Annotated in this window: 15 protein-coding genes; 4 read left to right on the top strand and 11 right to left on the bottom strand. The window is 66.3% G+C overall.

Annotated features, from left to right (window positions below; translation table 11 throughout):
• Positions 1-84: 84 nt before the first annotated feature.
• From AC1ROX_RS11820 to AC1ROX_RS11840, 5 genes are read right to left on the bottom strand one after another with little or no spacing between them, the layout of a single operon-like run.
• Positions 85-306, bottom strand: coding sequence for a hypothetical protein (locus tag AC1ROX_RS11820; RefSeq protein ID WP_493125667.1), 222 nt, complete (start codon positions 304-306; stop codon positions 85-87).
• Positions 303-1,265, bottom strand: a complete 963-nt coding sequence (locus AC1ROX_RS11825; RefSeq protein ID WP_493125669.1) for an FAD-dependent oxidoreductase — start codon at positions 1,263-1,265, stop codon at positions 303-305. The genes AC1ROX_RS11820 and AC1ROX_RS11825 overlap by 4 nt, the downstream gene beginning before the upstream one ends.
• Entirely contained in the window at positions 1,262-2,494 is a 1,233-nt protein-coding gene (locus tag AC1ROX_RS11830) for an LLM class flavin-dependent oxidoreductase (RefSeq protein ID WP_493125671.1), read from the bottom strand. Before AC1ROX_RS11830 ends, AC1ROX_RS11825 begins: the two co-directional genes overlap by 4 nt.
• Positions 2,495-2,506: 12 nt before the next feature.
• Positions 2,507-3,391, bottom strand: coding sequence for an alpha/beta fold hydrolase (locus AC1ROX_RS11835; protein WP_493125673.1), 885 nt, complete (start codon positions 3,389-3,391; stop codon positions 2,507-2,509).
• 21 nt (positions 3,392-3,412) lie between these two features.
• On the bottom strand, positions 3,413-4,072 hold the full coding sequence (locus AC1ROX_RS11840) for a squalene/phytoene synthase family protein (protein WP_493125675.1): 660 nt from the start codon (positions 4,070-4,072) through the stop codon (positions 3,413-3,415).
• A gap of 112 nt (positions 4,073-4,184) precedes the next feature.
• Here AC1ROX_RS11840 and AC1ROX_RS11845 point away from each other — a divergent pair, with 112 nt between their 5' ends.
• Complete coding sequence (locus AC1ROX_RS11845; protein ID WP_493125677.1) at positions 4,185-4,781, top strand: urate hydroxylase PuuD; 597 nt, start codon at positions 4,185-4,187, stop codon at positions 4,779-4,781.
• A gap of 71 nt (positions 4,782-4,852) precedes the next feature.
• Here AC1ROX_RS11845 and AC1ROX_RS11850 read toward each other — a convergent pair whose 3' ends face one another.
• Genes AC1ROX_RS11850 through yajC form a run of 4 tightly spaced genes read right to left on the bottom strand, consistent with a single transcriptional unit; the run spans position 4,853 to position 8,596 of the window.
• A complete protein-coding gene (locus AC1ROX_RS11850) occupies positions 4,853-5,257 on the bottom strand; it encodes an Mth938-like domain-containing protein (protein ID WP_493125679.1) in 405 nt (134 codons plus the stop codon).
• Positions 5,254-6,459, bottom strand: coding sequence for a protein translocase subunit SecF (gene secF / locus AC1ROX_RS11855; protein WP_493125681.1), 1,206 nt, complete (start codon positions 6,457-6,459; stop codon positions 5,254-5,256). Before secF ends, AC1ROX_RS11850 begins: the two co-directional genes overlap by 4 nt.
• Before the next feature lie 9 nt (positions 6,460-6,468).
• Complete coding sequence (secD, locus tag AC1ROX_RS11860) at positions 6,469-8,139, bottom strand: protein translocase subunit SecD (protein WP_493125683.1); 1,671 nt, start codon at positions 8,137-8,139, stop codon at positions 6,469-6,471.
• 25 nt (positions 8,140-8,164) lie between these two features.
• A complete protein-coding gene (gene yajC, locus AC1ROX_RS11865; RefSeq protein ID WP_493125685.1) occupies positions 8,165-8,596 on the bottom strand; it encodes a preprotein translocase subunit YajC in 432 nt (143 codons plus the stop codon).
• Between the two features lie 118 nt (positions 8,597-8,714).
• Between yajC and AC1ROX_RS11870 the strand changes: the two genes are divergently transcribed.
• Both AC1ROX_RS11870 and AC1ROX_RS11875 read left to right on the top strand, forming a co-directional pair.
• Positions 8,715-9,578 carry an ATP-binding protein gene (locus tag AC1ROX_RS11870; protein WP_493125687.1) on the top strand — a complete coding sequence of 288 codons (864 nt, stop codon included), beginning with the start codon at positions 8,715-8,717 and terminating at the stop codon, positions 9,576-9,578.
• A 16-nt stretch (positions 9,579-9,594) separates the two neighbouring features.
• A complete protein-coding gene (locus AC1ROX_RS11875; RefSeq protein ID WP_493125689.1) occupies positions 9,595-10,206 on the top strand; it encodes a pyridoxamine 5'-phosphate oxidase family protein in 612 nt (203 codons plus the stop codon).
• 29 nt (positions 10,207-10,235) lie between these two features.
• Here AC1ROX_RS11875 and AC1ROX_RS11880 read toward each other — a convergent pair whose 3' ends face one another.
• Both AC1ROX_RS11880 and AC1ROX_RS11885 read right to left on the bottom strand, forming a co-directional pair.
• A complete protein-coding gene (locus AC1ROX_RS11880; RefSeq protein WP_493125691.1) occupies positions 10,236-10,613 on the bottom strand; it encodes a response regulator in 378 nt (125 codons plus the stop codon).
• 152 nt (positions 10,614-10,765) lie between these two features.
• Positions 10,766-11,938, bottom strand: a complete 1,173-nt coding sequence (locus AC1ROX_RS11885) for a sensor histidine kinase (protein WP_493125693.1) — start codon at positions 11,936-11,938, stop codon at positions 10,766-10,768.
• Between the two features lie 114 nt (positions 11,939-12,052).
• Between AC1ROX_RS11885 and AC1ROX_RS11890 the strand changes: the two genes are divergently transcribed.
• Positions 12,053-13,105, top strand: a complete 1,053-nt coding sequence (locus AC1ROX_RS11890; RefSeq protein WP_493125695.1) for an ABC transporter substrate-binding protein — start codon at positions 12,053-12,055, stop codon at positions 13,103-13,105.
• Positions 13,106-13,107 lie beyond the last annotated feature (2 nt).

Consider the following 13,107-nt stretch of genomic DNA (forward strand, 5'->3'; position numbering starts at 1 on the left):
AGCGTTGCCTCCCTGACGGCAACAGCGGCGCCCACTTCGTGGATCGCGATTTGGGGAGATTAGGCCACATCCCGCGGCCCGACGCTACCGGGCCGTGTCGGCCGCGTCGTGATCGTAGAGCCAGGCGATATTGTCGAGGGAACGGTCGCCGCCGTTGGCCATGCCGGCGTCGCGGGCCTGCTGCTCCGGCCCGTCGGGCAGGTGGAAGCGTACACGGTTGACGGCGCTGGCTTCCTGCAACCGAGTCGCGCGCGGCTTGCGAAGCTCCTCGTAGCGGCGAAGCGCGCCGGGCACGTCGTTCTTCATCGTCGCCAGAAGCGAGGCCAGCGCGGCGCCATCTCGATCGCCTGGGCGGCGCCCTGCGCCATCATCGGCAGCATGGGATGGCAGGCATCGCCCAGCAGCGCGACCCGGCCCCGCGTCCACGCCGGTAAAGGCGCGCGGTCGTGCAAGGCCCAGATGAAGGTCTCGGGAAAGGCCTGGATCAGGCCGCGTACCGTTGGATGCCAGTCTTCGTAGCGCGCCATCACGTCGGCCACGTCGCCCCGGTCGGTCCAGGACTCGCTCTGCCAGGCGCCCTGTTCGACAATGCAGACCACGTTCATAAGCCGCTTCGCCGACACCCAATAATGGACGCAGTGCCCGCCCGGCCCCATCCAGTTGTGCGAGGCGACCTCGATATCGAGATGGGCGATGCGCTCCGCCGGCACCAGGCCGCGCCACGCGACGCAACCGGTGAAGCGCGGCTTCTCCGGCCCGAAGGTGAGATGGCGGACCCTTGAATGGATGCCGTCGGCGCCAATCAGAAGGTCGGCTTCGGCCGAAACGCCGTTCTCGAAGCGCGCGACCACGCGATCGCCCTTCTCCTCGATGCCGACCAGACGATGGCCGGCATGCGCCCGCTCCGGCGGCATTGCCTCGGCCAGCAGGAAGGCGAGATCGCCGCGATGGAAATGATAGTACGGCGCGCCGAAGCGCTGCTCGACCTCGGGCCCCAGCGGCGCGCGCTGCAGGGTGCGGCCATCGTCCCAGCGCTTCTGATGGACGGCGAGTGGCCGCACACCCCAGCGCTTCATCGATTCCCGGAGGCCCAGCCGGTGGAGCAGCCGCGAGGCGTTGGGACTGATCTGCAGGCCGGCGCCGATCTCGCCGAAACGCGGCGCCTGCTCGTAGACCTGGACATCGAAGCCGGCCTTCAGGAGCGCCAGCGCGGCGGAAAGCCCGCCGATCCCGCCGCCTATGACCGCGACGCGCAAGGCGCTCACGCGCGCTTCGCCGCGGCTTCCTTCTCGGCCATCTTTTGCTTCAGCTGCTCTGGCGTGAGGCGGACGATATGTTCGTTCTGGTGGCTGAAGATGTCGTACTTCGCGACATCGAGATCCTCGAGCACGATCTCCCGGTCGAGCACCTTTTGCTTCCAGACGGCATGCTCGGCTTCGGCGGCATGGAATTCCGGCATCACTTCGCGGGCGAAGAGATCGAGCGAATCGCAGATGTCCTGGTGGCTGGTCTTGCCGGCCTGGTTCAGCAGGATCACCTGGTCGACGCGGCTGGCCTGAAACTGGCGCAGCTTTTTACGGATCGTTTCCGGCGAGCCGATCAGCCCTGATTCGATCGCCTTCTTCTCCTCCGGTCCGCCGCGCCACGCCTGGTATTCGTCCCACAGGTTCGAGGTGCCCGGCGCATCGACGCCTTTGCGGCCATAGTAGGAGAGCGCGAAGATGAAGAAGGTCCAGCCGGCGGCCTTGGCCTCGGCCTCCTCGTCGGTGGGCGCGCACATGAAGCCCGACACCATCGCGACGTTGGGATTGCTGGGATAGTCGGCGAGCTTCTTCGAGTTGTTCAGCAGGTTGTTGTAGTACTTGTGCACCCAGGCGCGCGCGGCTTCCGGCGTCACGAAGGTGAAGCCCAGCGCACCCATGCCCCATTCGCCCGCCTTGCCGATCGTCTGGATGTTCGAGCAGGCGACCCAGAGCGGTGGATGCGGCTTCTGGAACGGCTTGGGGATCACGTTGCGCGCCGGGAAGTCGTAATACTGGCCGTGGAACTCCCAGCTCTCCTTCGTGAACATCGGGACGATGGCCTTCACGGCCTCCTCCCAACGCTCGCGCTTGTCGCGTACGCGAATGTTGAACGGATGCAGCTCGGCCGGCCCCGCCGCCTCGCCCATGCCCAGCTCGACCCGGCCGCCCGACAGCAGGTCGAGCGTCGAGACCTTCTCGGCCACGCGATGCGGGTTGTTGGTGGTGAGCTGGATCACGCCATGGCCCAGGCGAATGCGCTTGGTGCGCTGGCTGGCGGCGCCGAGGAACACTTCCGGCGCCGAGGAGTGCGAATACTCCTCGAGGAAGTGATGCTCGACCTCCCAGGCGTAGTCGTAGCCCAACGCATCGGCGAGCTCGATCTGGGTCAGCGAGTCCTGCAGGAGCTGGTACTCGCTCTTCTCGCCCCAGGGCCGGGGAAGCTGATGCTCGTAGAAGATGCCGAACTTCATTGGGTTGTTTCCTCAGGCGGCCTTGCAGAAATTCGAGATGCTGGCGACCAGCTTCGGGACCATCTGCTCGGGCACGTCATGCCCCCAGCCGGGGAAAGTCTCGATCTTCGCGCCCGGCACGAGGGCCGCCACGTCGCGGCCGCACTCCACGGGGAGCAGCGGATCGTCTTCGCCGTGCAGCACCAGCGTCGGGACCTTGACGGTCTTCAGCAGGTCGACCCTCGGCCCCGAGGCCATGATCGCCAGATACTGGCGCGCGGCCCCCGGCGGGTAATAGCGGCGGTCGACGTTGCGCTCGACCAGCGCGCGCATCGCGGCGGGGTCGGTCGGATAGCCTGGGCCACTGATGACGGTGCGCAGCTTGATGCCGTGCGCCACGATCTGCTCGCGCGCCGGGCCCTCGGGCTGCGCCGAGAGCATGGCGACCGCTTCGGGCTTTCCCGCGGGCAGGTCATAGCGGCCGCTGGTCGACATGATCGACACGAGGGAACGCGTGCGCGCCGGATAGGTGGCGGCGATCACCTGGGCGATCATGCCGCCCATCGAGCCGCCGACCATGTGCGCGCGGTCGATGCCCAACGCGTCGAGCAGCCCGATCGCATCGGCGGCCATGTCGGAGAGAAGATACGGCGCATCGACCTTGTGGCCCTTCATCAGCTTGGCGAAGGCATCCATCAGGTTGGGCAGGCCTGCACTGTCGAAGTCGGTCGACAGGCCGACGTCGCGGTTGTCGTAGCGCACGACGAAGAAGCCCTGCCTGGCCAATCCCTCGCACAGCGATTCCGGCCAGAGCGTGAGCTGGGCGCCCAGGCCCATGATCAGCAGGAGCGCCGGGTCGTCCTTCTTGCCGAAGGTCTCATATTCGATCTCGATGCCATTGGCCTTCGTGCGCGCCACACTTCCTCCCGGGTTGCCCCGTCAGTATCGCCCGCGCTTGGCCGCCCACCAATAGGCCAGCGGCCGCCGCAGCGGCCCCATCGGCCGGTCGAGCGAAAGGGCCGGCAGCAGGATCGGCAGCGCGGCCGGATCGACCTTGCGCCGGAGCGCACGCGCATCGCCCACGAGCTGGTCGCGCTCGGGCCCCTCGCCCATCAGCCAGGCGGCGCCGACCGCATGGGCCGCCTGTCGCGAGGCGGGGTCCTCGACCCCCAAGACGCCGAGTTCGAGGTCGGCCAGCGCATGGCCGGCCCGCATGACGTCGAGCGGTCCCTCGATCTCCTCCTCGCGGGCATCGATCAGCGCGACCAGGCTTTCGAGCGTTAGCTCGTGCTGGCGGATCGTTTCGCTGAGCGATTCGACGATGGGCTGCGCCCGCGGCTTGCCCGTTCCCGACGCTTCGGCCATCGCCTCGCGCCACCATTCGAGGCGGATGCGGGCCAGCATCGGCTCTTTCGTGACGCTGCGTGTGCGCGCCAGCTCGTGGTCGAAGGCCAGCAGCGCCAACAGCCCGCTGCGCTGCGGCTCCGGCGCGAACAGGGCGCCGAGGAAACGCTCCCGGTCGGCGTCGCGCACGAGATCGAGCACGTAGCGGTGCGAGACCTCGGGGGCGCGGTAGCTGTTCGGCTGGGGTTCGGGCATCGGGGATCAGGGGGGTTCGGCTGCGACCGTTGAACGCAGGTCGGGTTGAGTTTACAATATGACCATCGAGGATTCTTCAATCCTCTCAATAAGATAAAAGGGGATGTTCGACATGGGTGCCATCTTTACCTCTCTTGGGCGCACCGTTTCCGCAGGCATCGTGCTTCTGATTCTGATCGTGGTCTGCGCCGGTGCCGTGACCGGACAGTCGATCAAGATCGACCATGCCTATGCGACGGTCATCATGCGGTGGCTGCACGTTATTTGCGGCATCATGTGGATCGGAATGCTCTGGTACCTGAACTTCGTGCAGGTGCCCACCATGCCGAAGATCCAGCCGGCCGAAAGCCGGACGGCGATCACCAAGTTCATCGCCCCCACGGTCCTCTGGTGGTTCCGCTACGCCGCCCTTGCCACCGTCATCACCGGTCTCCTGTTGGCCACGATGAACAAGTACATCATCGACGCGCTCACCCTGCGCCCCGGCTTCATCATGATCGGCATCGGCATGTGGATGGCGATGATCATGGCCTTCAACGTCTGGTTCATCATCTGGCCGAACCAGCAGAAGATCCTGGGCCTCGTCGAAGCCACGGCCGAGGAGAAGGCCGCCGCCGCGCCGAGGGCCCTCTACGCCAGCCGCTTCAACACCATGTTCTCGATCGGCATGCTCTACTGCATGGTGGCGCAACAGAACGCGCCGATCTGATCGACGACGATCCGAACAAGGAAACGGGGCCCTGCGGGCCCCGTTTTCGTTTCGCGGCGTCTTCCCGCCGCCTACAGCGGAATGAGCGCCGCCGCCACCCGCCGGCTCTCGGCCAGCAGCACGTTGTAGATGCGGCAGGCCGAGCCGGTATCGACCACTTCCAGGCCCATGCCGGCCGCCTTCAGGGCGGCCCGCAGGTCGGGCGGCACGAACACGGCGCGCGGGCCGCAGCCCAGCACCAGGATCTCGGTCGGCACGGCCGCCTCACGCAGCGGCGCCAGGCTTTCGAGGGAGAGGTCTTCGGCGCGCGTCACGCTCCAGGGATAGGTGGCCGCCGGCGTCACCAGCACCGGCGACTGCCATTCCCGCTCGCTGATCATGAAGCGGCCGGGACCGTAGCTGCGAATGTACTGGACCTGCTTCGGGTCCGGCGTCGGCAGGCTCTTGTCGGCGGGTCCCGGGAGCAGCGGCTTCACGCCCCGGCCTGCTCCGTCTTGTCGCCGCCCTTGTCGGCCTTGTCCGCCTTGTCCTCGGCCGGGCGCAGATGGTCGGCGCGCAGGCCGAGATAGACGAGGCCGGCGCAGGCGACCCAGACCGACGAGTAGGTACCGACGATGACACCCCACAGCATGGCGACCGAGAAGCTGTGCAGCACCGGACCGCCGAACAGCACCAGCGCGCCCACCGCCACGAACACGGTGGCGGAGGTCATCAAGGTGCGCGACAGCGTCTCGTTGATGCTGTGGTTCAGCAGGTCGAGCAGCGGCATCTTCTTGTAGCGGCGCATGTTCTCGCGCACGCGGTCGAAGATCACGACGGTGTCGTTGATCGAGTAGCCGGCGATGGTCAGCACCGCGGCCAGCGCCGTGAGACTGAAGTCGAGCTGGAACAGCACGAAGATGCCGATGGTCGAGATGACGTCGTGCAGCATGGCGATCAGCGCACCGATCGCGAACTGCCACTCGAACCGCACCCAGACGTAGATGGCGATGGCGACCATGGTGGCGATCACGGCCCAGATGCCGCTGCGCATCAGCTCGTCGCCGATCTTGGGACCGACCGACTCGGTGCCGCGCAGCTCGTAGTTGCTGCCGATCGCATCCTCGACCAGCTTGATCGCCACCTGCTGGCACCATTCGGCGCGCTGCTCGACCGACATGTCGATCTTGGCCGTATTGGTCTGGCCGCGCGGCAGCTGACGCTCCTGGATGGTCAAGCCGGCGCGGCTGACGGCATCGCGCCAGTTGGCGGCGTCGAGTGCGGCCGGCGAGGTGAACTCGACGTCGCCGGTTCCGGCCGCACCGGGCTTGACCTGCCAGCCCTGGCCGGCGCGCTGCAGCATCACGCGCTGCGCACCCGCGACGCACTGGTTGTCGCCTTCCTGGCGCTGGACACGGATCAGGACGGTGCTGGGATCGCCGAATTCCTGCAGCGACACCTCGCCGACGCCGAGAGCGCCGACCGTGTTGCGCAGCTGGTCGAGCTCGGCCTTGCCGTCCTTGGCCTTGGCCTGGATGGCGATGCCGCCCTTGAAGTCGATGCCGAAGTTGAGGCCGAGCGTGAGGACGCCGACGATCGAAACGACGTTGATCAAGGTCGAGATGATCAGCGCGGCGCGGCGCTGACCGAGAAAGTCGAACTTCTTCTTGAAGGCGAAAAGGCGGACAGGCTTCCACATGGCTGCGCCTCAGATCACGAGTTCGGAGGGGCGGCGCCAGCGCACCCAGACCGCCAGCAGCATGCGCGTGAAGATCGTCGAGCTGAACATGGAGGTGATGATGCCGAGCGTCAGGGTGGTCGCGAAGCCGCGGATCGGCCCCGAACCGAAGCCGAACAGCAGGACGCCGGCGATGAGCGTCGTGAGGTTGGCGTCGATGATCGCCGACATCGCCTTCTCGTAACCCGTGGCGAGCGAGCTGAACGGGGAGCGGCCCAGGGCCTTCTCCTCGCGCACGCGCTCATAGATCAGCACGTTGGCATCGACCGCCAGGCCTGCCGTCAGCACCAGGCCCGCGATACCGGGCAGGGTCAGCGAGGCGCCCAGGATCGACATGCCGGCGAACACCATCAGGAGGTTCACCAGCATGGCGAGGTTGGCGAAACCGCCGAACACCGGGCCGTAGGCCACGAACATGAAGATCGCGACCAGCGCCGTGCCGACCAGCGCCGCCACCGTGCCGGCCTGGATGGCGTCCGCGCCCAGGTCGGCGCCGACGGTGCTTTCCTGGATGATGCTGAGCGTCGCCGGCAGCGCGCCCGAGCGCAGCAGCAGCGACTGCTCCTGCGTCTGCTGGGTCGTGAAGCTGCCGGTGATGATGCCGCTGCCGCCGCAGATCGCACCCTGCACGACCGGGGCGCTGATGATCTCGCCGTCGAGCTGGATCGCCAGGCGCTTGCCGATGTTGGCGCGGGTGGCGGCGCAGAAGGCGCGGCCGCCGGCCGAGTTGAAGGTGAAGCTGATGATCGGACGGCCGCCCTGCTGCTGCTCGAAGGTGGCCTTCGAATCGTCGAGGTCCTCGCCGCCGACGACCACGCGCTTGAGCACCGGCAGGCACTGCGGCTGGTAGCGACGGCAGATCTGCTCCGGCGACAGGCGCGGATTGGCGGCCTGGATATCCTCCCAGGCCTTCGGGTTGGTCCGGCGCAGCTCCTGCATGCCCTCGCGCGTCGGCACCAGGAAGGTGGTCGGCGGCACGGTCTGCGGGATGTTCTGGCCGGCCGCGGCCACGTCCTCGTTCACCAGATGGAAGGTGAGCTTGGCGGTCTGGTTGATCTTGCGCTTGAGGTCGGTCGTGTCCTTGATGCCCGGGACCTGCAGCAGGATGCGCTCGTCGCCCTGGCGCGTGATGGTGGGCTCCAGGGTGCCGGTCTCGTCGACGCGGCGGCGAAGGATCTCGATCGACTGGTCGATCACTTCCTTCTTCTTCTTCGCCATCTCCTGGTCGGAATAGGCAATCCGGATCGTGTCGCCGCTGCCGGAGAGCGTGAGCGTGGGATCGACCGCACGAATTGCCTCGATCGCCTTGGCGCGATTGGCTTCGTCACGCAGGCTGACGACCAGCGCGCGACCGGGCTCGATGGTGACATCCTTGAAGGGCACCTGCTGCTTGCGCAGTTCGCCGCGCACCGAATCAGACAGGTTGTTCAGGCGCTCGTTGATCACCGAGCGCAGGTCGGCTTCCAGCAGGAAGTGCGCACCGCCGCGCAGGTCCAGGCCGAGATTGATGCGGCTGTTCGCATACCAGTGCGGCATGTGGTCGAGAACGCTGGCCGGCAAGAGATTCGGCAGCGCAAACAGCGCCGACAGCAGCGTGATGCCGGCAATGACGATGGTCTGCCAGCGCGGAAGGTTGAGCATTCCGACCTAAATCCTCTCCGCCTCGTTACTTTTTGCCGCCACCGAACAGGCTGCCCAGCAGGCTCTTGCGCTCCGGCGCGGCGGCCGGCGGCGGCAACATGGGCTTGTCGTCTTCTTCGTTGCTGTCCTTCGGCCCGCGCACCGATTCGCCGCGCGTCAGGATATCCGTGATGGTCTGCTTGATGATGCGAACCCGCACGCCCTCGGCAAGTTCCACCTGGACCTCGTTGTCGGAGATCACCTTGGTCACCAGGCCGATGATGCCGCCGCCGGTGACGACCCGGTCGCCACGCTTCACGCCGGACAACATCTCGCGCTGGGCGCGCACCTTGGCCTGCTGCGGACGGATCAGCAGGAAGTAGAAGACGACGAAGATGAGGATCAGCGGGAAGAGCTGGACGAGGAAATCCCCGCCACCACCACCTGCACCCTGCGCCCACGCCTGCGAAATAAACATCTTCTGCTCCCGAATCTTCCGGCCGTCGAAAAAGCGCGCGGACTATAGCGGTCCCGCCCCGCTTTGCAATGTAAGCAGGGGGCGATATGGTCGCCCCCCTTTTCAGCGGCCAGCGACGATGGATCAAGACCTTAAAGCCACTATTTCACGCATTGCGGCAGCACTCGACCGTCTGGCGCCCCCGCTTCCTCCCGGCGCCGACATCAATGCGGCCGAAGCCTATGTCTGGCACGCGGCCGGTCACCGGCTCGAGGCGGTCCCCAAGGTCAACCGCGTGAACCTCGATCTCCTGGTCGGAATCGACCGCCAGAAGGAGACGCTGGTCGAGAATACGCGTCGCTTCGCCAAGGGCCTGCCGGCCAACAATGCGCTCCTCTGGGGCTCGCGCGGCGCGGGCAAGAGCTCGATCGTCAAGGCGGTGCACGCCCATGTGAACCGCGAGATGGGTGGCCCGCCGGGCCCCCTGGCGCTGATCGAGATCCATCGCGAGGACATCCCGTCCCTGCCCGCCCTGCTCACCATGATCCGCGACTCCTCCCGTCGCTTCATCGTGTTCTGCGACGACCTTTCGTTCGACGGCCAGGACGCCGCCTACAAGTCGCTGAAGGCCGTGCTTGACGGCGGCATCGAGGGCCGGCCGGACAATGTCGTCTTCTACGCGACGTCGAACCGGCGCCACCTGATGCCGCGCGACATGATCGAGAACGAGCGCTCGACGGCGATCAATCCGTCCGAGGCCGTCGAGGAAAAGGTCTCGCTGTCGGACCGCTTCGGCCTGTGGCTCGGCTTCCACAATGCCGACCAGGACACGTTCTTCTCGATGATCGAAGGCTATTGCGAATTCTACGGGCTCGACGTGCCGAAGGACGAGCTGCGCAAACAGGCAGTCGAATGGTCGATCACCCGCGGCTCGCGGTCGGGCCGCGTCGCCTGGCAATTCATCCAGGAAATCGCCGGACGACTCGGCAAGAAGCTGGGGTAACGATGGAGCGACGGGGATGAGCAATCCCGAAGACGTGATGTTCTCGCCCGCGGTGAAGGCGGAGCAGACGCGTCTCGGATCGCGCGCCCAGTTCGAGGGCCGGACATGGAACACGGAGATCACCGACGATCTCCGCCAGTTCCTTGGCGCCATCGACACCTTCTTCCTGGCGACGGCCAGCGCCGACGGCCGACCTTATATACAGCATCGCGGCGGCCCTCCCGGCTTCCTGAAGCCGATCGGCAGCCACACGCTGGCCCTCGCCGACTTCGCGGGCAACCACCAGTACATCACGCTCGGCCATCTGCGCGAAAACGACCGCGCTCACATCTTCATCCTGCACTTCGCCACGCAGCAGCGCCTGAAACTGTGGGGCCGTGCCCGCATCGTCGAAGGCGATCTCGAACTGATGGAGCGCCTGGTCGATCCCAGCTACCGGGCGCGACCGCAGCGCGCGATCGCCTTCACGATCGAGGCCTGGGACATCAATTGCCGCCAGCACATCGTGCCGCGTTACAGCGAGGCCGAAATCGCCCCCGCCGTCGACCAGCTCGCCCAGCGGATCAAGGAACTCGAAGAAGAAGTGGCGCGGCTGAAAGCCGGCGATCCAGGCCGCAAGCAGGAATAGCGCATCGTCGGCCCGCTGGTTGTCGGTCTTTACGAACCCGGTGTGCGGCTCGAATTCAGGAGCTGCGAGACCGCAGTGATGACCTGCGCCGGCGCGAAGGGCTTCGGAACCAGAATGCTGTTCGGCACGCCCAGCACCGGCCAGTCGCTGCTCTCCGAGCCCGTCATGTAGACCACCGGCATTTCGGGTTTCAGCTCGCGCGCATGGCGCGCCACGTCCCAGCCGGTGGCACTCGACCCGAACTTGATGTCGGTGACGAGGGCGCGCACCTCCTCCCTGCGGGCATCGAGCACGGCCAGCGCCTCTTCCGCCGTTGCAGCGAGCAGCACGTCGTAGCCGCCATCCTGGAAGGAATCTCTCAAGACTTCGCCGATCTCCGCCTGATCCTCGACGATCAGCACAAGCACCGCTGTTTTTTCCACACGCCCCCATGGCCCGCGCTCCGGATCTTCCGGACGCCACCGGCCTGCCCAAGACCCGATTGGAATGACAGGAATGTTCTGTAAGGTCCCTTACCGAACGGAAAGGGGCGGCCGAAACGCCGCACACGGCGGCCGGTTCAGCCGATGATCGGGAAAGTGACCGACGTCGACGTGCCTTTCTTCGAACTCTCGATCGAAACTTGGCCGCCGATTTGCCGCGCCAGCGAGTCGATCAGCTTGAGGCCCGAGCCTTTGGACTCGCGCTTCTCGAAACCGTTGCCGTCGTCGGCGACGACCAGGCGGCCCTCGCCGAAGCCGACACCGGCCTGGAGGCGCACGGAGATGCGGCCCCCCTTTCCGGTAAAGGCATGCTTGACGCTGTTGGTCGCCGCCTCATTGAGGATGAGCCCCAGCGGGACGGCCCGCTCGATCGACAACGCCACTTCATCTGCCTCGATGTCGATCGCGACATTCTCCACCTGCTGCTCGATCGACGCACACAGGGCGCGAAGATAGCCGGCCATGTCGACGGTCTGCGCATCCTGCCGCGGCGCGAGCTGATCGTGGGCGAGGGAGATGGCGTTGATGCGATTGGCAATGTGATCGAGCGCATTATGGGTTTCCCCCACCGCGAAACGGCGCTTCTGCAAGCTGATGGAAGCGAGAATCAGTTGGAAGTTGTTCTTCACCCTGTGCTGCAATTCGCGCAGCAGGACCTCGCGCCGCTGGGCTTCGGCGGCCGCTTCCGCCAGCGCCGCCGCCTCCCCGCCCACCGATGTCCCGCGCTCCAGGGTGGAACCGATGATCGCCGCTGCGGCGATCATGAAGGAGAGGGTGTCTGCGCCGAAGTCGCGCGGCACCGTGCTGTCGACTTCGAGCACGCCCCAAGCAGCGCTGCCGGTCAGGATCGGCACGTTCGCCAGCGAGACGATGCCATGCTCCCTGAGCATCGCGGACAGCACGAAGTCCGGCGCCTTCGCGCAGTCGACGATCGAGACCGGCTCGGCCGTCAGGTAGGCACGGCCGGGTGGCGAGCGCAGGTCGGACGGAAACGTCGCCACCCGCACCACCCCTTTTTTCCAGCCCGTTCCGGCGACCATCAGCAGGTCGGCCGTCGCGGGACGGTATTGCAGAACCTTTACGTGATGGATCTCGACCGCCCGCCCGACCTGAACGACCGCCAGGTCGAGGAAACGCTCGGGCGTCCAATGCTGTCCGGCCAGCCTGCCCAGCTCGACCAGGATGCGGACATGGCGCCGGAGCATTTCGACGTCGGCTGCCGCGGTGGCCTCTGATGACTTGTCGGACATGGAAGCGTGAACGCCCGAACGCTGTAAAGGTGCCCGCCTCCGGCCGGTTTAAGCCGAATGCCCCCCTTAGGCACGATCCTTGCCTCCCTCGTCTCGACGAAGGGGGAATAGCCTATGAATAAGTCAAAGACCGCGAGCCTCAGCCGCCGCACCGTCCTCGCAGCCGCCGGCGCTGCCACCGCGGCCCTGGCCGCGCCGCGCATCCTGCGCGCCCAGGGGAAGGAACTCGTGGTCGGCGGGGCCGCCAGCCACAAGAACTTCGTCGAGACCATCATCGCCCCGGTCGTCGAGAAGAAGTTCTCCTGCAAGGTCGTGTTCGAGGGCTCGCGCTCGCTGGTCAACCTCGAGAAGATGCAAAAGAACAAGGACAAGCAGTACCTGTCGGTCGTCATGATGGACGATCCGGTCATGATCCCGGCCGTCGCAGAGGGGCTGCTCGATCCGCTGACCGCCGCCAAGGTGCCGAACCTCGCCGCGCTGAAGCCGGGCACGATCCACATGGACGGCATGTGGTGCAACTACCTCCAGCCGTGGCTGGGCATCGCCTACAATCCGAAGGCCATGAAGGTGGCGCCGACCTCGTGGGCCGACGCCTACGATCCCAAGTACAAGGGCCGGGTCATCCTGCCGTCGCTGCAGAACACCGAAGGCCTCGCCAACCTGTTCATGGCGGCGTTCCTCGCCACCGGGAAGCCGATGCCCGAGGCGCAGAAGGACGTCGACGCCGGCTTCAAGAAGCTGGTGACCATCAAGCCCAATCTGCTGACCGCCTACACGCAGATGCCGCAGGCCTACAACCTGCTGGAACAGGGCGAGGGCTTCATGATCTCGAGCGCGATCTCTCAGGTGGCGCTGGAGCGCAAGGCGGCCGGTGCGCCGGTCGAGATCGCGGTCCCGAAGGAAGGCATCTTCGCCATGCCCTCGGGTGTCGCGCTGGTGAAGGGCGGGCCGCAGCCGGAACTGGCCGCGGGCTACATCAACGAGATGATCGGGCCGGAGGTGCAGGCGAAGCTCTCGGTCGCCACCTACTCGCTGCCGACCAACAAGGACACACCCGTCCCTCCCGGTGCGCCGACCAACACCACGATCCACGGAATCGACTGGAAGTTCGTCGCCGACAATCGCGCCGACTGGGTGAAGCGCTGGGACCGGGACATGTCGATGTAGTC

The sequence above is a fragment of the Reyranella sp. GW821-FHT14A01 genome, from assembly GCF_058803965.1.